The 22,350-nt window shown below is 41.6% G+C and carries 25 protein-coding genes and 2 pseudogenes; 12 read left to right on the top strand and 15 right to left on the bottom strand.

All coding sequences use genetic code 11. From position 1 onward, the window contains the following. Window positions 1–62: 62 nt before the first annotated feature. A complete protein-coding gene (locus ACXHJ1_RS20310; RefSeq protein ID WP_044786541.1) occupies window positions 63–638 on the bottom strand; it encodes an NAD(P)H oxidoreductase in 576 nt (191 codons plus the stop codon). Window positions 639–869: 231 nt separating this feature from the next. Between ACXHJ1_RS20310 and ACXHJ1_RS20305 the strand changes: the two genes are divergently transcribed. Then, window positions 870–1,253 carry a winged helix-turn-helix transcriptional regulator gene (locus tag ACXHJ1_RS20305; protein WP_016818995.1) on the top strand — a complete coding sequence of 128 codons (384 nt, stop codon included), beginning with the start codon at window positions 870–872 and terminating at the stop codon, window positions 1,251–1,253. Window positions 1,254–1,326: 73 nt separating this feature from the next. Here the strand turns inward: ACXHJ1_RS20305 and ACXHJ1_RS20300 are convergent, their stop codons facing one another. From ACXHJ1_RS20300 to ACXHJ1_RS20290, 3 genes are all read right to left on the bottom strand, one after another. Then, the gene (locus ACXHJ1_RS20300; RefSeq protein ID WP_090891185.1) at window positions 1,327–1,755 is read right to left on the bottom strand and encodes a VOC family protein; all 429 of its coding nucleotides are present in this window, start codon (window positions 1,753–1,755) and stop codon (window positions 1,327–1,329) included. A gap of 198 nt (window positions 1,756–1,953) precedes the next feature. After that, a complete protein-coding gene (locus tag ACXHJ1_RS20295; protein WP_457905131.1) occupies window positions 1,954–3,366 on the bottom strand; it encodes a hypothetical protein in 1,413 nt (470 codons plus the stop codon). Between the two features lie 28 nt (window positions 3,367–3,394). After that, window positions 3,395–3,907 carry a histidine phosphatase family protein gene (locus tag ACXHJ1_RS20290; protein WP_457905130.1) on the bottom strand — a complete coding sequence of 171 codons (513 nt, stop codon included), beginning with the start codon at window positions 3,905–3,907 and terminating at the stop codon, window positions 3,395–3,397. 334 nt (window positions 3,908–4,241) lie between these two features. On the opposite strand from ACXHJ1_RS20290, the gene ACXHJ1_RS20285 reads away from it, so the two are divergent. Next, on the top strand, window positions 4,242–4,433 hold the full coding sequence (locus ACXHJ1_RS20285) for a DUF3934 family protein (RefSeq protein ID WP_019687179.1): 192 nt from the start codon (window positions 4,242–4,244) through the stop codon (window positions 4,431–4,433). 140 nt (window positions 4,434–4,573) lie between these two features. Next, on the top strand, window positions 4,574–5,266 hold the full coding sequence (locus ACXHJ1_RS20280) for a pseudouridine synthase (protein WP_107735033.1): 693 nt from the start codon (window positions 4,574–4,576) through the stop codon (window positions 5,264–5,266). A 54-nt stretch (window positions 5,267–5,320) separates the two neighbouring features. Here the strand turns inward: ACXHJ1_RS20280 and ACXHJ1_RS20275 are convergent, their stop codons facing one another. The 4 genes from ACXHJ1_RS20275 to ACXHJ1_RS20260 are packed head-to-tail and all read right to left on the bottom strand — an operon-like array spanning window position 5,321 to window position 9,317. After that, window positions 5,321–6,421 (bottom strand): GerAB/ArcD/ProY family transporter, encoded by a 1,101-nt coding sequence (locus ACXHJ1_RS20275; RefSeq protein WP_457905129.1) that lies wholly within the window; start codon window positions 6,419–6,421, stop codon window positions 5,321–5,323. A 12-nt stretch (window positions 6,422–6,433) separates the two neighbouring features. Next, complete coding sequence (locus tag ACXHJ1_RS20270; RefSeq protein ID WP_107735035.1) at window positions 6,434–6,661, bottom strand: hypothetical protein; 228 nt, start codon at window positions 6,659–6,661, stop codon at window positions 6,434–6,436. A gap of 5 nt (window positions 6,662–6,666) precedes the next feature. Next, a complete protein-coding gene (locus tag ACXHJ1_RS20265; RefSeq protein ID WP_457905128.1) occupies window positions 6,667–7,875 on the bottom strand; it encodes a Ger(x)C family spore germination protein in 1,209 nt (402 codons plus the stop codon). A 14-nt stretch (window positions 7,876–7,889) separates the two neighbouring features. Beyond that, on the bottom strand, window positions 7,890–9,317 hold the full coding sequence (locus tag ACXHJ1_RS20260) for a spore germination protein (RefSeq protein ID WP_457905127.1): 1,428 nt from the start codon (window positions 9,315–9,317) through the stop codon (window positions 7,890–7,892). A gap of 790 nt (window positions 9,318–10,107) precedes the next feature. Between ACXHJ1_RS20260 and ACXHJ1_RS20255 the strand changes: the two genes are divergently transcribed. From ACXHJ1_RS20255 to ACXHJ1_RS20235, 5 genes and pseudogenes are all read left to right on the top strand, one after another. Further along, complete coding sequence (locus ACXHJ1_RS20255; protein ID WP_457905126.1) at window positions 10,108–10,950, top strand: alpha/beta fold hydrolase; 843 nt, start codon at window positions 10,108–10,110, stop codon at window positions 10,948–10,950. 243 nt (window positions 10,951–11,193) lie between these two features. Continuing rightward, entirely contained in the window at window positions 11,194–11,472 is a 279-nt protein-coding gene (locus ACXHJ1_RS20250; protein WP_457905125.1) for a DUF6809 family protein, read from the top strand. Window positions 11,473–11,698: 226 nt separating this feature from the next. Further along, window positions 11,699–12,454: pseudogene (locus ACXHJ1_RS20245) on the top strand (WXG100 family type VII secretion target); the annotation flags it as partial. Window positions 12,455–12,756: 302 nt separating this feature from the next. Further along, the gene (locus ACXHJ1_RS20240) at window positions 12,757–12,918 is read left to right on the top strand and encodes a hypothetical protein (RefSeq protein WP_457905124.1); all 162 of its coding nucleotides are present in this window, start codon (window positions 12,757–12,759) and stop codon (window positions 12,916–12,918) included. A gap of 15 nt (window positions 12,919–12,933) precedes the next feature. Next, a complete protein-coding gene (locus ACXHJ1_RS20235; protein WP_457905123.1) occupies window positions 12,934–13,266 on the top strand; it encodes a hypothetical protein in 333 nt (110 codons plus the stop codon). 153 nt (window positions 13,267–13,419) lie between these two features. Here the strand turns inward: ACXHJ1_RS20235 and ACXHJ1_RS20230 are convergent, their stop codons facing one another. The 4 genes from ACXHJ1_RS20230 to clpP form a co-directional block, all read right to left on the bottom strand. Then, entirely contained in the window at window positions 13,420–13,860 is a 441-nt protein-coding gene (locus ACXHJ1_RS20230; protein ID WP_017428547.1) for a hypothetical protein, read from the bottom strand. A gap of 535 nt (window positions 13,861–14,395) precedes the next feature. Beyond that, window positions 14,396–15,061, bottom strand: coding sequence for an MBL fold metallo-hydrolase (locus ACXHJ1_RS20225; protein WP_031463487.1), 666 nt, complete (start codon window positions 15,059–15,061; stop codon window positions 14,396–14,398). Window positions 15,062–15,177: 116 nt separating this feature from the next. Then, window positions 15,178–15,384, bottom strand: coding sequence for a hypothetical protein (locus ACXHJ1_RS20220; RefSeq protein ID WP_016819010.1), 207 nt, complete (start codon window positions 15,382–15,384; stop codon window positions 15,178–15,180). A 68-nt stretch (window positions 15,385–15,452) separates the two neighbouring features. Continuing rightward, a complete protein-coding gene (gene clpP, locus ACXHJ1_RS20215; protein ID WP_151255594.1) occupies window positions 15,453–16,037 on the bottom strand; it encodes an ATP-dependent Clp endopeptidase proteolytic subunit ClpP in 585 nt (194 codons plus the stop codon). Window positions 16,038–16,236: 199 nt separating this feature from the next. On the opposite strand from clpP, the gene ACXHJ1_RS20210 reads away from it, so the two are divergent. Then, window positions 16,237–16,962 (top strand): RNA polymerase sigma factor, encoded by a 726-nt coding sequence (locus tag ACXHJ1_RS20210; RefSeq protein WP_107735042.1) that lies wholly within the window; start codon window positions 16,237–16,239, stop codon window positions 16,960–16,962. Between the two features lie 148 nt (window positions 16,963–17,110). Continuing rightward, a pseudogene (locus ACXHJ1_RS20205) lies at window positions 17,111–17,554 on the top strand (alpha/beta hydrolase); the annotation flags it as partial. A 153-nt stretch (window positions 17,555–17,707) separates the two neighbouring features. On the opposite strand, the gene ACXHJ1_RS20200 reads toward ACXHJ1_RS20205, so the two are convergent. From ACXHJ1_RS20200 to ACXHJ1_RS20190, 3 genes are all read right to left on the bottom strand, one after another. Continuing rightward, complete coding sequence (locus ACXHJ1_RS20200) at window positions 17,708–18,238, bottom strand: DUF4303 domain-containing protein (protein ID WP_031463491.1); 531 nt, start codon at window positions 18,236–18,238, stop codon at window positions 17,708–17,710. 471 nt (window positions 18,239–18,709) lie between these two features. Beyond that, window positions 18,710–19,456: a type I methionyl aminopeptidase gene (map, locus tag ACXHJ1_RS20195; RefSeq protein WP_016819015.1), complete on the bottom strand. Its 747-nt coding sequence runs from the start codon at window positions 19,454–19,456 to the stop codon at window positions 18,710–18,712. A 26-nt stretch (window positions 19,457–19,482) separates the two neighbouring features. Continuing rightward, entirely contained in the window at window positions 19,483–20,205 is a 723-nt protein-coding gene (locus ACXHJ1_RS20190) for a TetR/AcrR family transcriptional regulator (protein WP_039277256.1), read from the bottom strand. A gap of 342 nt (window positions 20,206–20,547) precedes the next feature. Between ACXHJ1_RS20190 and ACXHJ1_RS20185 the strand changes: the two genes are divergently transcribed. Together ACXHJ1_RS20185 and ACXHJ1_RS20180 are read left to right on the top strand one after the other, a co-directional pair. Continuing rightward, window positions 20,548–20,817: a CD3324 family protein gene (locus ACXHJ1_RS20185; protein WP_025364821.1), complete on the top strand. Its 270-nt coding sequence runs from the start codon at window positions 20,548–20,550 to the stop codon at window positions 20,815–20,817. 400 nt (window positions 20,818–21,217) lie between these two features. After that, window positions 21,218–22,222 (top strand): alpha/beta hydrolase fold domain-containing protein, encoded by a 1,005-nt coding sequence (locus tag ACXHJ1_RS20180; RefSeq protein WP_457905122.1) that lies wholly within the window; start codon window positions 21,218–21,220, stop codon window positions 22,220–22,222. The last annotated feature ends 128 nt before the right edge of the window (window positions 22,223–22,350 follow it).

The following is a 22,350-nucleotide window of genomic DNA, read 5'->3' as shown; positions in this document are numbered from 1 at the left end:
GAAAAAAACGCTAACCCACTTCCACAGAAATTATGGATGGGTTAGCGGCTTGTAAATAAAGCCTAATCCTTGGCATAATTCAGACCCAAGCGATAAGCTTGGTCCAGCAATATTTCATAATGAGCAGAATTTGAACCCAGAGTCTCATCTAAGAATTCAACCTTGGAGTTGGAAACACCGCAATAATCTGCAATACCCACATTCAGCAAATGAGTAATCATTTCATCATAGTTACGCTTTTTCAGCTGTTCTTTCGAAACGCCAGCCAAGCCAATCCACAAGATATGCTGATGATGAAGGTAATTCGAACCGTACGCAAACCCATTGTTCCATACACGGTCAATATAACCCTTCAGCATAGCTGGCAAATGCCACCACCAAAGTGGAAAAATAAATGCCAACGCATCATGCTCCTTCAACCGCCTTATTTCCATTTCTACTTCAGGGGAAAAAGACTGCTCCGCAACGGACCAATCCGGTTCATCTACTCCTTTTAAAACAGGATCAAAACCAATCCCATGCAAATCTAATATCTCATAATCGTGGCCCGCATCGACAAGACCTTGTACGAAACGACCGGCAACCTTAAAGGTCAGGGAATCTTTTCTTGGGTGTGAAACAACGACTAGTACTTTCATGTTTTCACTACCTTTCTCAATAGGCTAACTTCTAGGCATGCTCCATGCTTGCTGCTATTATAAACATTAGGAAAATAATCTGGAAGTACGCACTTTTACGTTCTATAGGATAATACAGGTGCCATAGGAACATGGAAGTGCCCTAGGTAGATTACCTAAATTGACCTGAGTCACGAATTGAAGTGATGGGTTGTTTTTAGCAAACGTAGCCTTCTAAAGGAGGATTAAGGAATGAATGAACCGACCAAAAATAGGGTTCAAAAGAAGTATCAAGTTGGAGTGGAAGCAGCTTTAGAGGTAATGGGAGGAAAATGGAAGCCTTTAATTATCTACCATCTGATGACAGGACGGAAACGATCGTCTGAGTTTCGTCGGTTAATGCCCGGCATTACTCAAAAAATGCTGACCACTCAGCTCAGAAGCCTGGAAAAGGATGAGATTGTTACACGAGAGGTTTATAATGAAATCCCACCTAAAGTGGAGTATGAGTTAACGCAGTACGGCTGGGGATTAAAACCCGCACTAGACCATTTATGCTATTGGGGAGAGAATCACCTGGATAAGATCCATGGAGACAAATCCAAGGTTTTGGAAGAATTTCAAGGCTGCGATTGATATGAAGCCCTCACAAAGCATTCAATCAGAAAAGCTTGCGAAGGCTCCACTGTCGTATGACAATATAAAAGGCCTATCTGCCGGTCATTTCGTTATCATAGCTTAATTGCCATTCAATTCCAAACTTATCTTTAAGGCTACCGTAGCATTTGCTCCAGAATGTTTCTTGAAGCTCCATGTTTACGGTCGCGCCTTCTTTTAACTTATGAAAGTACGAACGAATTCTCTCCTCGTCCTTATTGACGATGGCGAGGCTAATGTTGTTTCCCGCAACAAAAGGCATACCAGGAAAAACGTCTGAAAACATCACATTACTTCCATCAATTTGAAGCCGCGTATGCATGACCAGATTTTTGGCTTCTTCTGGTAGAGGATAATCGGGGTTGGGCGGTGCTTCCCCGAACGTCATGATCTTTGGTTTCTCAGTCCCAAAAGCATGTGCGTAAAATTCTGCTGCCTCGCGACAGTTTCCATTAAAGTTAAGATAAACATCAACTGACATCTGCGTCATTCCCTTTTGGCTGATTTTTTACAGGCTAATTTCTTATTTTCATTATTAACCTGTGCACAAGCAAAAATACACTCTTGCTGACATGCTAACACGTAGCCGTTAAGGGGGAGCGTCTTTTAAAGGAAAGTAACCCGCAAAAAGGATGCTTGCCCTTAAACAAACTTTTTGCGGGTTATGATTATGGATTGGCTAGATGGAAATCAAGTTTGGAGAGGCTGGATGATAGAGCAGATGACGTGAAATGTCGCCGGGATGCTGTACGAAAAGTGGTCCCCAAGCAGGATTGGTGTCGTGCATCAGCTTTAACAGCGATATCATCCGATTAAATATAACTTGCAGATCCGCTTCGCGAGAAAGACCCTCGGTGATAGCAGCAGCTACCACATGCGCAGCGTAGAAGCCGGAACGGTGCTCGTCAGTAAGCGAACCTGTAGTTTGCAGCAAGGTTCGTAAATGTGCGGCGACGCTCTCATCCTCGTTTCTCCAGTTCTGGATTTCATCCAGACTGTGGTTTTCGAGGCTTATAAGTTTAGTCTTCATAATGGATTCTGCCACAATACGTGCAGAACGTTTTGCTGTGTTAGCGTCGATAGCTCTGCCGTTAAGTTTAATATTGGACAAATCCTTGTCGGTTTCCGATTCAATGATTTCCGCCCATGCTCCAGCTTGGTCAAATTCCAACAGTGCAGTGGCGTAGGCACCCAAGTATCCCCGTAAAATATCTGCGGCGTGTGGATCACGGGCAGGTCCCTCATTTCGAAGTTGAGCCCTGCCGGAAAACGCGGCATTCATACCCCGAAAATAACCGACTAAACCAATGGCAGCTGCTGGTCCCAAATTTAGGATACCCAATACATCAGACGCGGTTTCATCAATGCGAGAAGCCCAGTAGTCCGGTAGCCCTTGTCCAATATTTTCGCTGTTTAATCTGTTTCTGACGACATTGGCCAACTCTTGAAGTAGACCCAGATCAGCATGCAAAATATCATGACCACATACTTCATGTGGGATGCTGGACCAAGCCATTAGACCGTTTGTCGCATGTGCAGGAGGAAGGCTAACTATAGCTGCTTGCACTTTAAATGCGGCTGTGGCGTCAGCGGGCCATGTGTATGGGCCATTTTCCGGCGCTCCCCATTTTACAAGAGCTGGAATGATACTGAGATCTGGTTCTTTTATTCCTTGGCGATCTTCTGCGCTAAGAAAACCGTCATACAGGTCGCTCACAATTTCCTGAAAAGCATCGGTCGCGAGGGCACTGTAGCCTTCTCCATTTTGCAAAATGCTCTGAGCAATATCCAGCATGAGTCCGGCAGCTCTAGTTCTGCTTGGGTCCTGAATTAAAATTTCAGTGAAGCCTTGTTGCCCGAGCTCGTCCAGTTCTTTAATAAACGGACTTGCAACCGTTTCTTGATATATTTTAGGCAGCTTGGCTTTGGCCGCGTGGAGTCTTCCCATCAGTTGATGATAGTCTGTAGGATCTGACGGTCCCTGAAGATTGGAGAGCACAGCCTTCTTCACATTTTCGATACAAAGAGACATGTTGGATACATCCGGTTTGGTAACAGTAGTGATGCGATTTCTTTCCAGCATTCCTTGCATAATTAGTTTACCTCCCAGTTTTTTTGAATTAAACTACAACAGGCTGCATCGTATTCCACAAACGCTTTACCTGGCACTTTCCATCACGAAACGTTAAAAGATAGAGATCCGGATTTGTTATCTCCTCCAGAACAAAATCTGGAGCATAGTGATGCAACAGAAGTGTTAGGATCAAGCGATGAGTGACTAACAGAAAGGTGTGTTGATCGCTTTTCAGCAATTCTTCCGTTAGGGAAGTGACTCGGGCGATAACCATTTCATCCGATTCCTCTTCGGTAACGCCTCTTACTCCTTGCTCTCTAAGGCGGTTTCCAGGTGGACCAAGTTTGATTTTTAATCTTTCTTCGATGATTTCCGCAGTCTGCCAGGCTCGCATATATGGACTTGAAATGAAACGGTCTACATGTAAATCTTCCATTTGGGACAGAAAATCAGCTAACTGTTCCGCCTGATTAAAGCCATCTGAACTGAGTGGAGCATCTGGCTCATTACCAGTTCCAATACCGTGGCGAGCCACATATAACTTTACATCAGTACTCATTTAACACCCTCATTCTTCGGATAAAATTATCCTTTAAAGGAATTTAAGTAAACATTTTTTTCGCCCAGAGACTAACATGTGCGAGCTTTCACATGATTATGCTGTCCTTTTTTTGACACCTAATTTTTGCGAAGTTAAAATCTAAAAATCCAAAAAAATACAACTATAACAAACGGTAAAGCTACTTATCGCAGATTTATAGTAGATCAGGACTGGTATACATAAATATTTTCAATTCATTGCTTCTGTTTTCAAAACAAACAGGCATTATGTTCAAAGTAATGGTATGATAGCTTAGTTAAATCTGAACGACTAGTCATGGAGTGATTATAATATGGGTGGAAAAAGTAAGGGTGGCGGAACCGGCAGAGGTACGGGAAGTAAAGGCTGGACACGCTGGAACAAAACAGCGAAGCCAGTAAGGCGGAAAAGCGCTGCTGCAAGTGCGCCGGGAAATACAGCGGCCGGAGCTGTAAAAAGCGGCGCTGCCAAGCCAAGTGGGAATCGAGGCGGCAGAAGTAAGTAAGCCGAGCATGTATAGGATTGTCTTCAAAGGCGAACATCTGATTATGCTTATGTAATCAGATGTTTTTTTAATAAAACACTACAGATTTACTCTCTATAGTTATCTATAAATCTGATGCTATGATGTAAAGGAAGTGAATCATGCGAATTAACAAGTACATTAGTGAGACAGGATTCTGCTCACGTCGGGAAACGAACAGGCTGATTGCGGCAGGGCGGATTACAATTAATGGCAGCGTATGTGAAGCAGGCGCGGAAGTAGAGCCACAGGATATCGTGTTAATTGATGGGGAAGCTATCCCGGTTGACCGTAGTGAACCCGTATATTTGGCATTAAATAAGCCTATCGGCATTGTATGTACGGCAGCGGAGCAAGTGGAGGGCAATATTATTCGTTATATCAATTATCCTTCACGTATTTTTGCCATTGGCAGACTGGATAAGGCGTCAGAGGGACTCATTTTATTAACCAACGATGGAAGCATTGTCAACCAAATAATGCGTTCCGAGCATGGTCATGAGAAGGAATACGTGGTGAGGGTAGACAAGCCTGTTACAGATGAATTTACACAGACCATGTCTCGCGGCGTTGAAATATTGAACGTCATTACCAAACCATGCAAGGTTGATCGTATAAGCGAATACGAGTTTCGCATTATTTTGACACAGGGTCTAAACCTGCAAATTCGCAGAATGTGCAAGGCTTTGGGCTACAGGGTGCTAAAGCTGGAACGTGTTCGAATTATGAATATTACCTTGGATCATCTGGAACGTGGGCAATGGAGACATCTTGAGAAGGAGGAACTGGAGCTACTTCTTGCTAAATTGCAATAATGAGTACAACAAAAGTTTATTTGAGGACCGTATGTTCATACAGCCAACGCAACTTTAGTGATACTTTTTACGTAATTTCAACGAGCCGCCTACCTTGCCCATCAGCCATAACACAATAGGGAACACAATACCGAAAATCATGGCGTAAAAAGGCCATACTGAAAAAAACATGGTTATAAACTGCATGTTTGGCCAGATAGAATGAACCATTGCCATTGCAATTAGGATCAGAGGAATTAAGAGAGAGTTAGCGCTCCGCAGACGAAAAGCATCTGCAAGCCCTTGCGCTGACACATATAAAAGCAGTGCGAGTCGGAAAAAAATGGTGACAAACCAAAACACGGCAACAAAAATTTCAAACCGTTGAAGAAACTCTCCGCTACTGATTGTTCGGTTAATAAAAAAAGTAGGAAACGTCAAATTAGATACAACACCTTCACTCATCACGGCGATTATTTGTAGAACCATGAAAAAATACATGCCGCCGCTAATCAAAGCACATGTTATCACTGTCTTTCTCCACTTTTTTGGATCGGGGATGTACGGTGCAAAAAAAAGATACAGAATTGCTTCAAGGTAGGGAAAGGCAAACAAATTGAACGAAGCGAGAACGATAGGGTTCAAACCATACTCAAAAATAGGGAGCACATTATCTATGTTGCTTTCAGGAAGAAGAGTAATTCTGACCAAAATGTACAGAGCGAGCAGGAAAAAAAACAGGATTTCAGCACAACGGCCAATTACGGCAGGGCCTGATCGAACGGCGAAATAAATGACTATAAGCATGATGAAATATATGGCGTCGGGGGGAGTTTCAGGCATGATAGATATCGTGATAAAGTCGCCTAGATTTCGAAGCGTCATGATGAACACAAGAAAGGGAAAGAAAAAAATGAAAACGATGCTGATCGTCCCGCCCAAAGGACCGAAGAGGCAACGGAGATGCTCTACGAAAGATTTCCCCTGCATTTGCCTAGCGATGGAGGCATATAAAGGTATCAATAATAGATGGAAACCTAAAGAGACTGGAATGGAAAGCCAGGCATCTTGTTTAGCGACAGCGGTAATTACCGCTGGGAGCACCAGATATGCGCTTCCTATCTGATATAGTGCAAACCACATAATAGCTTGTCGAAGTGTCAAATTGGAATTCATGCTAATGCCCCCTTAAGATAACATTTTTGCAAGTAACCGGCTTATCGGTTGGAATAGGATTTGAATGCCCGTCAGTGGAGTCGGTAGTTTAACGTTGGCGATCCGTAGGATAATCAATATAACGCCTATAGTCAACAATACCGAGCTGAATACAATTTCACGCACATAGTGTTTCTCCTTAAATTTTTTAAATTCATACAACGATGCTAAAATGGAAGTTACGAGAATTACATAAAGCATATGCATCACTCCTGATTGTGTGTTCCTATATCGATTGGACTGGTGATATCTCCGAACCGGACTAAATGGTAATTGAGCTGGATGTCCACTTCGAGCGTTTGAAATTTTTGTGACCAATCCTTTTTCCATCTATGCCATTCACGCGGGAATTTACGGTGAAAAGCTTCTCCAAACCCGAATATATCGGACCCCATCTGTTGTGCATTTTGAATGCCTTCCTTCAAAGACCGTTCCAGATGCTCTTTAGCTGATTTTTGGAAATCTCTAAATGTCTCTTCATTTCTAAGGTCGGCCTTGCACGAGACTGTTCCGATATTGGATTCTGCATCCACAATAAGAGTAATGTGCGGCTCATGGTCTATTATTTGTGGGCGCATCTTTGCTTTGGAACGAATTACTTCAACAACAAATTTTCCTTCTGAATTCGGACAATCGATGGAAGCTACGGTACTAGAAACACGGTTGGATATATAGGTAAAGGCTTTACTTTGCGAATCATTCATCCAATCAATAAGTCGATCGCCCTTGAAAACACCAATTCCAGTGAAAAAATATTTAACATGTTGGGGCGACTTTGTCACATTATCAATAGTTAGACCTTTTTCTAGGTTTGTCAGTCGAATACCGGTGAGAACCGGTTCAATGCCATCCTCCGTAAATTTCTGCAAAAGATCTTTTACATTGACTGCAGAAGTTGGAGCCCATGCTTTTTCAGAGTTCTTTAATGCCTTATACATATCCATTGCAGGCAAGACCTCGGTTGGAGCTACAAATGTAACGGCCTCTTTTGCCGAATTTTCTCTGACAACGGCCAAAAAGAAATCAGGCCGAACTTCATGGTCACGGAATAGAAAGTCCAGCGGCTCCTTGATTCCTTTTTTTGCCGTTTTCTCATCAAAAATGACAAACTTTAAGTGAGACATATACATTTTTCGGGACGATTCCGTTGTTAATTTTCGAATAGCTTCAAATATGGTATCGGCGCGTTTGGAAAATACGATCGTTGGCGTCCGTTCCGTGGGGGAATTCTGAGACATTTTCGATGGGTCAACCACTTGTAAACTGACTTCATATTGGTCATCAACTGCATCAATGCCCAGAGCCATCACGACGGAAATTGCGCTCAATTCCTTACTGTTCCAGCAACCCGTAAGAAACACCATTAGCCAGATGCACATAAACAGTAATAAAATGGTGGATCGATACGAGTTCATGATGGTCTACTCCTTTAGTTTTTGCGATGTTTTTTAGTTCTATATGGAAAACGCAATATGGCGTCCCTCTGCGCCGACGATTTGTAGTTGACAAAGGGGCTCAAATACGGTACACCGAATGAATGAAGCCCATTCAGATGCACAAAGAGCATGAGAATACCAACAGTCAATCCGTACACACCAAACATAGCGGCTATGCCTATGAAAGCGAAACGTAATATCCGAATTGGAATAGCAAAGGTGTACGAGGGAATGACAAAGCTCGAAATGGCAGTTATTGCAACAACAATGACCATAACAGCCGAAACGATGTTTGCTTCTACAGCTGCCTGGCCGATCACGATGGACCCGACAATAGAAACGGCTTGACCGACCGTCCGTGGCATACGGAGACCTGCTTCCCTTAGAATTTCAAAAACCACTTCCATGATCATCGCCTCAATAAATGCTGGAAACGGTACTCCTTCACGCTGCGCGGATAAGCTTAATAACAAAACTGTTGGAATCATATCCTGATGGAACGTTGTTAATGCGACATAAATGGCCGGAGCTAACATACAGATTGCCAGGCAGATGTACCTTAATATTCGAATGATACTGCTGTAAACAAAGGATTGATAATAATCTTCTGCGGATTGAAGGAAATCTGCAAATACCGCAGGTGCGAGGATGGCGAAGGGAGATCCATCCACAAATATTGCAATTTTCCCCTCCATAATTCCTGCTGCAATTGAGTCTGGGCGATCAGAATTATAAAAGAGAGGAAATATCGTGAGTTGTTTATCTTCATGGAGACATTCTTCCAAATATTCGCTTTCAAGCACACCTTCTACATGCATGTTCTTTAACTTGGATATCATGTCCTGCACCTTTTTTGGGTCAGCGACCCCATGTAAATACATGACAGATATATCGGTCTTGGTTTTTTCGCCAACTGTTACCGAAGTAAGACGTACTCTTGTATCCTTCACCCTTCGACGAACCATAGTTGTATTCGTACGTAAAGTTTCTGTAAATGCTTCTTGCGGACCTCTGACCACAGGCTGTGTCTTCGAGTCCGAAATGCTGCGTTCTTCCCATCCAGGCAAAGAAATGATCAATCCTTCATCCATATCGTCCAGTAGTAGGAGAAGACCACCTGAGAGGATCTGTTCCAAAGCATCTTCAAAATTTTGAGTGAAGCTTGCTTCACCAATGTCCAAAATTGCGTTTTTCAATAACGGTAAAGTAATCTCATCAGAGGAAACACGATCATGCAACGGACGGATCACATTGTCCTGTACCTTTTGCATGTCAGTCATGCCGTCCAAATAAAAAAGAGCGGCGTGTTTATGGTCAGCTGTGATTTCACGAACAACAAAATCCGAACTATTACCCATGAAGTCACAAATGAGCTCGATATTCCGGCATAATTGTCTTGAAAATTTGGTATGTAACTTCATTTTCACCCTCCTCAGATACGTAGTATTAACAATAATCCGAAATAATACCACAATAATCCATGATTTTATTCGTTGTCGTTAAGATTAATAACATCTTTAACGGTGGAGGATACAATACCTGCAATAATACTATGTAAAGAGCTTAATTTATCCAAATTTCAATTCATCCAATTATTCAAACAGGCTACAGATGACTATCTTTTTTTGGAATAGTTTACTTGTGTAGTATAATATTTTTGACGGATATTCTTTACTGTCAATTCATTTAAACATCCAGATAGAGAGGGATTTGATCATGCTATTCATTACAAAAAAATTGATCGACAAGCTAGCAGAACCTTATAGAGAATCTGACATGCTTATCTGCTATTCAACTCCACAGAGCTTTTCGGCTTATACAAGTCGAGCCATATTACTCTTAAATAATGATAGGATTATTATCCTTTTCCTCAATCTATTTTCCACAAAAGTAGTGCAAAAAGTTGAATATGAAATAGCTGATTTACAGGAACAAAAATATCATTCTGGACACCTGTCTTCTGCAATATGGTCATTTAAAATCAAAGGCCAGCACAGTAGGTTCAGGATAATCAAAAAAATTCTTACGCTTGGCTCTATGCAAAGAGATTTTCTAAATTTCTTGCAACAAAATATCTTAAACTAGCGACCGAGTAGATCGGTAATTCCTGTCTGTCTAAGGGAGAGGCACTGGAAGTACTTAATGAGGATAAGTGATGAAGGTAATATTCGGTGTTTTTTTGTTATATATCATTGAGGGGAGGAATTCTACATGAATGAACTACTTATAAAAAGCGATGGAATAGAAATCTGTAGTGAGAGTTTCGGCGAGCGAGTTCACCCAGCAATATTACTGATTATGGGCGCTCAATCCTCACTGATCTGGTGGGAGGAAGAATTCTGCCAGCGTTTAGCTGATACAGGTCGTTTTGTCGTTCGTTACGATAACCGAGATGTCGGACGTTCTACAACTTATGAACCGGGTCAACCAGACTATACTTTTGAAGACATGGCAGATGATGCGATTCGAGTTTTGGATGCTTATAAGATTGAACAAGCGCATATCGTAGGGATGTCTATGGGCGGAATGCTGACTCAGATGATAGCTCTACGACATCCAGACAGAGTATTAACGGTGACTCTTTTAGCCACGTCCAATTTTGCTCCCGATCTTCCACCGATGGAGGAAAAGGTTATGGACTATTTCTCGAATATGGAAGCAATAGATTGGACGAACGAACAATCGGTGGTTGATTTTGTGGTGGGTAGATCAAGAATTCTAGTAGGTTCAAAGCATTCCTTCGATGAGAATAAGGTATATCAATTGGCAAAAGAAGAATGGAAAAGAAGCAATAATATGGCTAGTATGAATAATCACGCAATGCTGTCAGGTGGAGAATCCTATTTGGCTAGGACAGGGGAAATAAACGTTCCTACACTGGTTATACACGGTACTGAAGATCCGATTATCCCTTATGAACACGGAATACATCTTGCTAACGAAATTCCGGGTGCGTTTTTACTGGCATTGGAAGGTGCCGGACATGAGATTCACTATGACGACTGGGATTTTATTATCGATTCAATTTCAAAACACACTTCGATGCCAAATTAGTTTAATCACCCGAACAATTAGATCAGATAAATTAGAGTAGAAAATGCAACTTTGTCAAAGTTGTCAATAGAAAAGTAGAGCTCTATCCTACGGGGTAGGGCTTTTTAATGGTTTCTAGTGATATATTCGCTAAATCATCATTATTGACATTACAATGGGATATTCTATTTTCAGGGAACAAAATGCATCTACGATTCTGGAATTTACACAAAATCTTATTAAAAGGGAGAAGAAGATGAATATATGAGTATCTTGGAGGATTTATACTATGGAAAATGGTACCCAAGCGAACGAACCAAACCTAAAAACCCTGAGCTTGAGCTAGTCCATCAGAAAATATCCGCTTCTATGAAAGCATTAAAAGCAAAATTGTCGGAACAAGATTACGAATTAATCGAAGAACTATCCGATTTAAATGATGTACTGATTTCTATATTATCAGCCTCAGATTATATTTCAGGGTACAAAGCAGAGGCTTTGACGATAATTGAAATAATTGATGGGATAAACTACCGAAACTAAGAGATCGAGCTTTCAATGTATCGGCTTATTTTTATAAGGTGAATCATATAACTTAAGTAAGATGTATTTTAGGAATGGACAGCAAAAGAGAAGTATTTGAATAAATATAAGTCAGAGGTCATAGGGAATAAGTCTTCTGATTCTTATAACAATTAGGAATGAAGCGGGTTTTCCATAAATTAGAATAATGGTATTATGTCCTAACGAACTCAAAATGAGGTACATTATGACAACCATTAAAGTGACACCCGAACATCTTATAGCTGTCTCTAAGAAGTTTGAGCTTGCGCTGCAAACGGTGATGCAGATGAATAGTAAGTTATCGCAGCATATCTCGTTTATGGAACGATTCTGGGAGGGCATAACGAAGGAGCAATTCTATTACAGATTTCAAACATCTCAGAAGAATATGAATGAATTTGTTACACTTACAGATTTTATTGTAAAAGAATTGCGCCATCATGCAGATAAGTTTAGATTAACTGATTTATTGGAAACAGGTAATATTGACGCCAGTTGTTTACCACCTCCACCTAATTCATGTTCTGTTCCTGCTCCAGATACTCGAAATGCTTTCCAAAAATCGGCGGATAGCTTAGCAGAGCTTGGTCAGGATTTTGTAGTAGCTAATTCAGAACGATATGAGAAAAAATTTGATTCATTCTGGAGCTTCATGGATTATATGACGTACGGTATTCCAAAAGGAATGTATCAAGGGTACATGGAACGAGCAGCCAAACAAAACGATTCATGGAATGACATGCTCAATTTCGGTACATTTGGAGTAACAGGCATGATTCAGGGTGCATTCAATCCTACCAATGCGTGGTCAAAGGAACACTGGGCTAATATGATTGGTACAGCAGGATTGATGATAGGTTCTACGTCGACCAAAGCACTGATTAAGCCCAAAAATCTTTTGGAGGGATCCGTTAAGTATGAAGGCGCTAAAAGTACGAGCAATATCTTAAAAGATAGTGAACAGCACCCTGCTCTTGGAAGAGAGTTTTATAGAGATATTAGTGAAGAATTTAGAAAAAATCCCGATGATCCTTTAAAAGAAGTTATTGGACCCGGAAGAGAGTCACATCCACAAGAATGGAATAAAATTATTGACGAATTACATTCAGAGGGAGTAGAAGTTATATATAAAGGCAACACAATGGCTTATTCCCCTAGCAAAGGTGGGCCGGCCAACTAATAATAGATGAAGACGCTTCTATAGGAGCATTAATTCATGAGTATACTCATTACCTGGATGATTCAAAGCATGGATTCCCCGGAATGAGTTACCATTTTCAAACAATAAATCGTGTGAAAATGGAATTAAATGCATATATGAGAGAAATAAAAGTTGCCGAAGATTTGGGACGTAATGATATTGCAAATATGTTATTTGAAAATTATATTCAAGAAAGAAAATTACTAACAAGTCATTTAAAATAATTCAGGAGGAATAAAATGAATATAGTAAAAAAATTAGAAGAAGGAAAATGTTCAATAGATGAGTTAGAAAATTTGCTAGAAGAAAAAAACCCCATAGTTTTATATCATGCAATGACACATATCGGAAAAGAAGGCATTCGTGCAGAGGAAATATTAAAAAAATTAAATGAATTGTCTTTAAAAAGGGAACCTCAAGATAAGCTTTTAGGTACCTATAAGGTGGGAGACTTAGCAATCGCTACTATGATAAAACTTGGAGAAAAAGAAGATGAGATAACTGGTTTTGAAATTTTAGTTGAATTCGAAAAAAAGATGCTTTTCCGTCTGTTTGAAGAAGTCGAGTGGTAAGTCTCCTGTTCATCTAGATAAATGTACTCAGTTCAAAACTTATTTCACCTCGAACGCTGAGGAGAAATAAGTTTTTGATATTAGGAAATATTGGTGCATACGCGCAGTCGGCGAACACTTGGGATGAACGTCCCGGGATTATTCATTCTGGGCTCAATGTTTTTTTCGACAAACACTAATGATAGAAGGAGATAAAGGCGTGAACGGTGTTTTATCCCAGTCCGAATATTGATTTTCGATACAAAAGCCGGGGCTCGTTAATAAACGCTGAAGCGTGTCATTATCAGTAAAGCGACATGCAATTCGAGAAGTTGTTTTCTTCGATCCCCAATCACGAAACGTCGCCCAGTGCATGATCTGGTTACTTGAATCATACAACTGTGTCCCAGAAACCTTGACTTTAATTCCATCCTTATCGATAAAATTTCCCCAGATGCTTTCCTCTTGATTGGATAAATATACTTTCAAGGGGGTTCGGGTTTCAAAAACAAACAACCCATTTGGCTCTAGGTGCTTGTAGGCGGTTTCGAGTGAGGCTCGTTGACCCTCATCGCTCAAAAATGCCTGGAATGCATTTTCTGTCGAATATATCATGAAAAAACGCTTTTCGGATCGAATGTACGAGCACCAGCTTCAATAAAATCCACAGGCAAACCTTGAGCTTTAACCCGCGCATATTCAAGCATTGATGAAGAAATATCAGTACCTGTTATATGTATCCCTATTTTGATAAGTGAATGGTTGTCAATCCTGTACCACACCCGAGTTCCAGAACCTCGCCTGATTGAGTTAAGCGTTAGCTCGGTTCAAATTTCAACTTCAATAGCTGAGAAGAAAAATATTGGCATATGCATTGGAAATTCAGTATCTTCCGATCTCGTTAAAGTGGGGTCTTGTATTTACAGTTTCGAGGGTTAATCAATTTGTTGTATTATGAAAGATCTAGAAAGAATTAAACCATATAAATTTTCTTAATAGTATTGTTCACCGCCAACGGAAGCAGCAATCATTAATTCTTATTGAATTTTTGCGCTAGTCGCTACATGGAGGCATCTCACATAACTGAAAAAACCGGACCCTTTCGATCTACAAGGGAATCCAGTTTTGATATCGTAACTAAGAGTAAATTTTATAATCCTTTGCTAAGTCCTAATATCTGGTCATTAACTTCTACATTACTTAATCCCCCGTGATAACAAACCACCGATGCAATGTCGAGATCCAAGTACTTTTTCAATGAGAGACGAGCTTCACTTATATTAGGTGTAGTCGGAGCATGAATTCCTCTGAGAATCCCGTTTTCGCTGTACATCGAATCACCAGCAATGAGAATCTTACTTTGCTTCAAATAAAGGCTGATATGACCAGGGGTATGCCCAGGCGTATGGATGACTCGAATTGTTCCGCAAAACGGCAGTTCCTGACCATCTATTAAGGTATTGTCCACTCTGCCCTTCGGGGGATTCTCAAGGTGACCATCTTTTAAAAGAGGGAGTTCCCCTTGAATATACGGCTTATCCAGCTCATGCGCATATACTGTAATATTGTTGCCACACTCCTGCAAAATCTCAGGAAGACAACCTATATGATCCACATCCTGATGTGTCAAAATCACAGCTTTTAGTTTGCCAAACGACACGCCTACCTTTTCCATAGCCATGCGTAAATCTTCGATTTGTCCTGGAAATCCTGTATCTACTAACACTGCCATTTCTCGATCCCACAACAGAATGGGATGAATCCTGTTCCCATGAAAATCTAGTTGAAGCATTTCCACTCCCTTTGAGATTTCCATAATACCATGCCTCCGTAAAATGAAATTTTCACCCATGCGGGTTGCCGATTCCAGAAATCATGGAAGGATGGCTTAAACTTGTGGGATCGGCGATTACCTGTGATACTATGTTAGATTTATGGGGCGAATCCAACTCTGTTGGATTGTTTTTCTTTAATGTCTATGGATACGGTGCGAATGGACGTAATTGGAATAACAAGCGTCTGATATTGCGTAAGGTATTTAACATACTTGTCGTCAATCTGGTCCAATACCCCGTCGCTTGCACATGTTCCGTCAATGAAATGAATAGTTACTTCCTTGCCTTGCAAACTTGCTAACATGAAATCACCTCGTATTTTTCTTGTAGTTTCTTGGCCAGAGCAGGGGATCATTAAGTCTTGTGCATACTCTACAAAGAAGTTATCACTTGATCGATGATGCCATACTCCAGTGCTTCCTGAGCAGACATGAAAAAATCCCGGTCCATATCTTTTTCGACTTTTTCAAAAGATTGCCCGGTCCGTTCAGCTGTGATTCGGGTTGCCTTTTCACGAGTCCATAAAATTCGTTTTGCGCTGATCGCAATATCGCTGGCCTGGCCTTGTGCGCCGCCGTGCGGCTGATGGATCATAATTTCACTGTTCGGCAGTGCAGAACGTTTTCCTTTGGCACCAGCCAGCAAGAGGATGGCGCCAAACGAAGCAGCAAATCCCGTACATATCGTATGCACCTCGGGCTTGATGTACTGCATCGTATCATAAATGGCAAATCCTGCGGAAGTAGAGCCACCTGGGCTGTTGATATACATGTAAATATCTTTTTCCGGATCTTCTGCCGCCAGGAACAACAATTGAGCAATAATACTGTTAGCCAATTGATCGTCGATGGCTGCCCCTACAAACACAATACGATCCTTTAACAATCTGGAATAGATATCGTACGATCTTTCACCTTGAGCAGTTTGCTCCACAACATAAGGAACATAAACACTCATTTTTCATACCCCCATTTTCTTGGTTCAGTTGATTTCTTCTTGTAAACGAACCGAGACCGTAAAAAGATACGGAGTTTTTATTAGAAAAACGATTTGCGTATATGGTGTAACTTCTACAACCCCTAATTCGTTTACAATGAAGGTAGCAAATGGTTTTGCTTTAGCAGAGGGCAGAATATGACTGTGGAGGAGAAGGCCTATGAACATAGATGATTCTATACAGATGACAGACAATTCAGTGAACATCCAGAACTTTGATGAATTACAGGCGGTCCTGAAAAGTTACTGTCTGTCGCTTACGAAATCAAATTGGGATGCGGAAGAATTGGTGCAGGACACTTGGGTAAAAGCATTAGGAAAGTTAAATAAATTCGAGCATACAAATCCCAAGGCACTGTTGATGCGGATTGCTAAAAACACCTGGATTGATGATATACGGAGAAAAGCAGTCTACACTCGAATATTGAATAGGGAACAAGCGAAAGTAACTGTACCGGATCATGGATCTTTTGAAATTGAGATAGCGTTGCAGTCCTTAATGAATCATCTATCTGCGCTTCAGAGAACTGTTTTTTTGCTGCGAGATGTGTTTGGATATTCGATTCGTGAGACATCCGACATGCTTGAAACAACGGAGGGAGCGGTAAAAGTTGCACTTCATCGGGCACGAAAATCGCTAGGAGCAGTTCAGGAGGAACTCTTAAAAGGCGAATTATCCTTACCAGAAAGTGAAAAATCGAAAACTTTTCTAAGGGCATTAACGGCTGCATATCAGATGGGAAATATTGCAACTTTGGTTATGCTTTCCTACCAGGATGTAATAGAACCAGAAGTTATGATCAGTATCGTCAATAATAAGTTGCTCTGGAGTCACATCTCAGCAAAACAAGCGAATTTCGATACCATAAGTATGATGGCGGCGTAGTTTTCTTATCATCGTAGTATCATAGGATAGAATCACAAAGAATATTTTGATAAGGAAGACAACAACAAGCTGTTTTAAGCGAGGATAAAGTAATGATAAAGCAAAAATTGAAAATCGAGGGCATCCCGGCAATTTTGTGGGGTGGTGACAATGGGATGACATTAGTACTTTCGCTTGTAGCATGGGTGCGTATTTTGGTTTGCTTGCTTATAATCATATCCCACTTACACAATGTCTGTTTCTTTCTCCGGTGCTAGATATGGAGAGAATAATCAAAAATATGATGACATGGTTCAGTGTAAGTGAGGATAGATTAAAAGTTGAAAAAGAAATATCTACACCCATTGGGCGAACACTTTATTGGGATTATTACTGCTATGTTAAATCGCATCCAATTGATACATGGAATAAGCCAACTGCCATACTTTATGGCTCTGAAGATGACTTGTGTGAATATGACGTCATATCTACGTTTGCAAGCCGATTTCATTGCCAGCTAAAAGTGATGGAACGTGGAAAGCATTATTTTCACACCAAAGAGCAACTACAGTTTTATAGACAGTGGTTGAAAGAACATTTAACCGCAAAATAAGCATATGGGAAGCAAGGAGTTTATCTCGCTGCTTCCCATTTAACGTACCTTCCAGCGCCGTATTTATCTTCAAAAGGTTACAAATAAGTAGCTGGTAAGTGAGTGTTTGAGATTGGAAAAAAGTTAAACCATGTGAAAGAGAATGATTTAGTATTATTGATAACGATGCAAGAAGCCATCAACTAATTTGGCATTTGTCATCTGAATTACAGACTGATCTTCCAGTTCCTCGGCCATATCATCATCTGTCATGGACACGAAAAAAATAATATCTTCTTTGGATTGGCCGAATTGAGTAAAAAGTACATCGTCGGTTTCTTTAACTACCTTGGCCATAATTTTTATCATTTCATCTTTATAGTCCAACACATTGTCGGTTGCATACAGAAATTTGCTAATATGATTGAGGTGTGTTGTATCGCCATATTGATATTCGCTTAATCCCCATCTGTAATAAATTTCATCTTCCTTGCTGTTGCACAGGTCTTGGGCTTTCATGTTTGTGATATGTCTAACAAGTGATTCCTCCGTATTAACAGCTAGAAATAAGGTGACAAAATCGCTGTCTGTGCCAAACGCGCAAGCGTAAACTTTTTCATCCTTCACTTCTTCCAGTATGCTTTTGAGATCTTCCAAAAATCCTGCTCTAAATCTTTCCTCAAATTCACTCAGAAAATTGCTCAACTGTTCATATACTCCTTTATGAGTTTTATGCTTGATTATACTTTAATATTATTAGCATGACTCGTGTAGCCTACCACAATTATAGGAACTTGGTTGGTACGAAACAAATAAGCCTAGAACCTTTCCAGAACTTCTTTCACAGCTGGTTTAGAAATTTTGGTGTAGCATTTTGGATTGAGCTATTGATTGCTCAGCCAATAGCAAGATATGCAATGAAAAACATACATGCAAGATAGGCTAGCCAAGAGAGAGTGTAAATCCGTAACATGATACCAAAGTCATAATAAAAAACCGCATAACAATATGGTTTTTCGTAAATCGGTAAAGATACAAACCATGTAAAAAGGCGCTGGTTCCAGCCTGGGACCAGCGCTTTTTCACGTTTCGGATTACGAACTTTCGCCGGACCAAGCAGGCCGGGTTGGCGACTTATTCCTAAAATGACGCATTCCCGACTGTTTGTCTTTATTCTTACTGGGCCGTTAAAATCAGTGGGCCGTCCTGTGTAACTGCGATCGTATGCTCATATTGTGCCGACAACTTGCCGTCGGCCGTTCTCGCCGTCCATTGATCGTCGTCGATCGTAATACGAAATGTACCTTCGTTGATCATCGGTTCAATGGTAAACACCATGCCTTCCTTTAACCGAATGCCTTTACCAGCGATGCCGATATGCTCGTAGCTCGGCTCCTCGTGCAGGCTCCGTCCGATCCCGTGCGCGAGCAAATCGCGTACGACCGAAAACCCGTTTGCTTCCGCATGCTGTTGAATCGCCGACGTTATGTCGCCGAGCCGGCCCCCGGGGAGTGCACGGGCAATCCCTAAATCCAAGCATTCCTTTGTCACCTTCATTAATTTTTGCGCCTCCGGCCGGATATTGCCCACCGCATAGCACCAGCACGAATCGCCGAACCATCCGCCGTATTCCACGACGATGTCGAGCTTCAGCAAGTCGCCGTCCATAAGCACCTGGTTCGAAGGAATGCCGTGGGCGACCACATCGTTGACCGAAATGCAGGTTTCGGCGGGGAAACCGTTGTACCCTTTCGTAAACTGCTTGCCGCCTAGCTTGGTGATGTGTCTGGCAACAAAGTCATTGATTTCCCGAGTGGTAATCCCAGGCTCGATCAGTTTGACCACCTCTCGGTAGCAGTCCGCAACGATCTGGCTTGCCGGTTTCATTTCTTCGATTTCTCTAGGTGATTTTAAGATGATCATCTTTGATGATTCGCTCCTTATCCATTCTATAATTTTAAAAACCGGGCGATATCCCTGGCCTCCTCGTGTAGCTTTCCGCGACGAAGCGAAAGCGAGGCGCAGCCGACCAAGGCGGCCAGCAGCATTTCCGCGTGGTGTAGCCGATACGGCGACTCTGCCGTATTTTCGCCGGAAGCGGCAACCTCGTCCACCGCACGCCCAGTCTCCAGCAAAGCGGCAAGCGGCGCGAGCACCTCCCGGCGAAAAGCGGCCGAGAGTGGGGCCGAGCGCGCTTCAGGCAGCGAGGCAAAGCCCTCACCGGCCAGCTTATGCAGCAGGTACAGGGCGTGGTCCTCCGCCCAAAGCTGCAGTAGCCGGACGCCAGCGGCGGCGACGGGGCCAAGCTCTGCGGTAGCGGCCGTTTCGCGGCTTTTGCTTTGGGAATCCGCGGCAGACGTGTTCCCGATATCTGCCGCCACAGCCAAGCCGAAATGCCCGCGCGCCGGCGCCTGCCCCGAAGCCGAAGCACGCGGGGCCTCCAACCATCCCCCGGACCGTTCCAACGCGTCCCATAGCAGATCGTGGAGCAGATCACCCTTATTGCCGTAATAATGGTATACCGTTCCATAGCCGAGTCCCGCCTGCACGGCCACATCGCGGATTTCCAGTAAAGGCCCTTTATTCAAAAACACATCGGCAGCGGCTTTCCGGATTTGTGCCAGTCGCCGCAGCCGGATCTCTTCGTTTTGTTCCTTCGTTCGTGGAGACATCTCGTCCGTTCACCTCTTTTGTTTTTGACCTACTCTTATGTCAATATAAAACATCGGCTTACGAATAACAAGAGTCGAGCAAAAAAAGCGTCCCGACAGCACCTCGTAAATAGATGAAGATCAGGTGAGCAGAGTTATGCTATACTTGCGAAGTAAAAGGGGGTGCCTACTGATGGAGAATCTATTGGGATTGTCTGTGACTTCTTACACTCATGCAAAGCCAATTATTGAGAAAGCGTTACTTTGTATGGGGCGAAACAATTTTTTAACGCTGAACAAGCTTTTTTAATATTTTTGGCTTTGCACCTTATTTTAAAAAATCAAAATAAGGAGCGAGCAAAATTGAGATATACGAATGCTACAAAAGTTTTACCTCAAAAACTAATTATGGAAATTCAAAAATATGTTCAAGGAGAGACTCTGTATATTCCTAAGCCAAAAACGGAATATATGGATTGGGGCAGTTTGAGTGGCGGGAGAAGGTTGCTTGAACAGCGAAATGCCGCGATCAGAAATGCTTTTCAAAATCGCAGCAGTATCGAGCAATTAGCTAAGGAGTTTTTTCTCTCTACCGAAACCATTAAGAAAATTGTGTATTCACATAAAAAGTAGAAGGCTACACCCGTGAATATCGATCGATACCCTATGAAGTGGACAAAAAAAACACCTAATTTGCAAAGTGGCGTGGTGCTATACTCGCGTCAATAAATTTAGTTTTGGCTCATAACATGGTGAGCTTAGGGCGTGACTGGATGATCGCGGTGAAAAACCAATCCGGTCACGTTTTTTTGTTTGGCAAAAGATTGGATTGCACCTCATTTTTTCATTATTGTTTTTATGTCAAAAATGATTCTAACTCGTTGTTTTCATTTATAAAGCTTATTTTAATCTTTAAAATATGAATATAAACGACAGCAACAGCGGATTTGGAACGGTGCCGATTCTGAATAAATGAAAGGAAACATGTATTGATTTATTGTCATTGAAACAAGAAAGTGGGGAAACGACTACCATGGGGGAACAAAAAAGTAGAAGTAGACATCTGATTGATCCAGAAATTATCAGTGTAGTTGATTTAATACCAACAACCGATCTTACCAAATCTACACTAATGGAAGCACGTAAAAACCAATCTCAAATGATGCAACCATTAGATGTAACGCAGATGTTCCCTGTTACATTAGAAAAAAAGATTGTGCCAAGTTATTTTAGTGGTCCAGATATTCAAATAGAAATCATTAAGCCTAAACAATCAAAGCATAATAAGTTGCCTCTATATTATCCTATACACGGAGGCGGAATGGTCTTAGGAAGTCCAGTCGTGGATCGTCCTGCTAATGCAGCTCTTGCTGCAGAACATGGTTTCTGTTGTGTATCTGTGTACTATCGCCTAGCGCCAGAGCATGTACAGCCAAGTCAGTTACAGGATTGTTATTCGGGCCTAAAATGGTGTATTGAACATGCGGAAGAGTTAGAGATAGATACTCAGAAAGTTGCCGTCGGGGGCAGTAGCGCTGGTGGTGGTTTGGCGGCTGGCTTAGCTTTGTACATTCGCGATCAGAAGGAATTCGAAATCCATCATCTAAGATTAATGAGGCCAATGCTAGATGACCGCACAAGTATCGCACCGGAGCATCCATACGCAGGAGAGTTTATTTGGACGAAACAAAGTAATTATTTTGGCTGGAAATCTGTATTGGGGATTGAACCCGGTTCTGAGGAGGTAAGTGAGTATTATGTGCCAGCCCGTGCAAAGTCATTGGCCGGGTTACCACCGACTTATATAAATATAGGTACCATTGATTTATTCATTGATGAAGCCTTATTTTTTGCTAAACAACTGGTCTTTGATGGTGTCTTAGTGGAATTACATGTTTATCCCGGGTACCATCATATGTCCCCCGCTTTTCCAGATGCGCATTTTTCAAAAGAAGGGACCAGAACAAGTGAATACGCCTTACTGAAAGCTCTGAACATATTTGATATAAACGCTAATGAGTATAATGCTAAAGGCTAATAAGGTACGATTGCAGTAAACAAAGCACTGTTGGAGAATACCCATCAGTGCTTTTTCATACCTACTTATGACCTGAATAAACAATTAATTGATAGATTCGATAAAAGGTCATTATCTTTTTTCTATTC

Source organism: Paenibacillus sp. ALE2 (assembly GCF_054113385.1).
Note: the sequence above shows the minus strand (reverse complement) of the source record. Positions and strands in the feature narration are given on the sequence as shown.

Coding starts and splice junctions, on each gene's coding strand:
- ACXHJ1_RS20295 (WP_457905131.1), bottom strand. CDS start 3,366: ATGCAAGGAATGCTGGAAAGAAATCGCATCACTACTGTTACCAAACCG.
- ACXHJ1_RS20220 (WP_016819010.1), bottom strand. CDS start 15,384: ATGTTAGCAAGTTTGCAAGGCAAGGAAGTAACTATTCATTTCATTGAC.
- ACXHJ1_RS20180 (WP_457905122.1), top strand. CDS start 21,218: ATGGGGGAACAAAAAAGTAGAAGTAGACATCTGATTGATCCAGAAATT.
- ACXHJ1_RS20255 (WP_457905126.1), top strand. CDS start 10,108: ATGAATGAACTACTTATAAAAAGCGATGGAATAGAAATCTGTAGTGAG.
- ACXHJ1_RS20230 (WP_017428547.1), bottom strand. CDS start 13,860: ATGATATATTCGACAGAAAATGCATTCCAGGCATTTTTGAGCGATGAG.
- ACXHJ1_RS20275 (WP_457905129.1), bottom strand. CDS start 6,421: ATGAATTCCAATTTGACACTTCGACAAGCTATTATGTGGTTTGCACTA.
- ACXHJ1_RS20305 (WP_016818995.1), top strand. CDS start 870: ATGAATGAACCGACCAAAAATAGGGTTCAAAAGAAGTATCAAGTTGGA.
- ACXHJ1_RS20240 (WP_457905124.1), top strand. CDS start 12,757: ATGAGTTACCATTTTCAAACAATAAATCGTGTGAAAATGGAATTAAAT.
- ACXHJ1_RS20260 (WP_457905127.1), bottom strand. CDS start 9,317: ATGAAGTTACATACCAAATTTTCAAGACAATTATGCCGGAATATCGAG.
- ACXHJ1_RS20190 (WP_039277256.1), bottom strand. CDS start 20,205: ATGTCTCCACGAACGAAGGAACAAAACGAAGAGATCCGGCTGCGGCGA.
- ACXHJ1_RS20290 (WP_457905130.1), bottom strand. CDS start 3,907: ATGAGTACTGATGTAAAGTTATATGTGGCTCGCCACGGTATTGGAACT.
- clpP (WP_151255594.1), bottom strand. CDS start 16,037: ATGAGTGTTTATGTTCCTTATGTTGTGGAGCAAACTGCTCAAGGTGAA.
- map (WP_016819015.1), bottom strand. CDS start 19,456: ATGATCATCTTAAAATCACCTAGAGAAATCGAAGAAATGAAACCGGCA.
- ACXHJ1_RS20250 (WP_457905125.1), top strand. CDS start 11,194: ATGAGTATCTTGGAGGATTTATACTATGGAAAATGGTACCCAAGCGAA.
- ACXHJ1_RS20280 (WP_107735033.1), top strand. CDS start 4,574: ATGCGAATTAACAAGTACATTAGTGAGACAGGATTCTGCTCACGTCGG.
- ACXHJ1_RS20285 (WP_019687179.1), top strand. CDS start 4,242: ATGGGTGGAAAAAGTAAGGGTGGCGGAACCGGCAGAGGTACGGGAAGT.
- ACXHJ1_RS20270 (WP_107735035.1), bottom strand. CDS start 6,661: ATGCTTTATGTAATTCTCGTAACTTCCATTTTAGCATCGTTGTATGAA.
- ACXHJ1_RS20225 (WP_031463487.1), bottom strand. CDS start 15,061: ATGGAAATCTCAAAGGGAGTGGAAATGCTTCAACTAGATTTTCATGGG.
- ACXHJ1_RS20235 (WP_457905123.1), top strand. CDS start 12,934: ATGAATATAGTAAAAAAATTAGAAGAAGGAAAATGTTCAATAGATGAG.
- ACXHJ1_RS20300 (WP_090891185.1), bottom strand. CDS start 1,755: ATGTCAGTTGATGTTTATCTTAACTTTAATGGAAACTGTCGCGAGGCA.
- ACXHJ1_RS20310 (WP_044786541.1), bottom strand. CDS start 638: ATGAAAGTACTAGTCGTTGTTTCACACCCAAGAAAAGATTCCCTGACC.
- ACXHJ1_RS20265 (WP_457905128.1), bottom strand. CDS start 7,875: ATGAACTCGTATCGATCCACCATTTTATTACTGTTTATGTGCATCTGG.
- ACXHJ1_RS20210 (WP_107735042.1), top strand. CDS start 16,237: ATGAACATAGATGATTCTATACAGATGACAGACAATTCAGTGAACATC.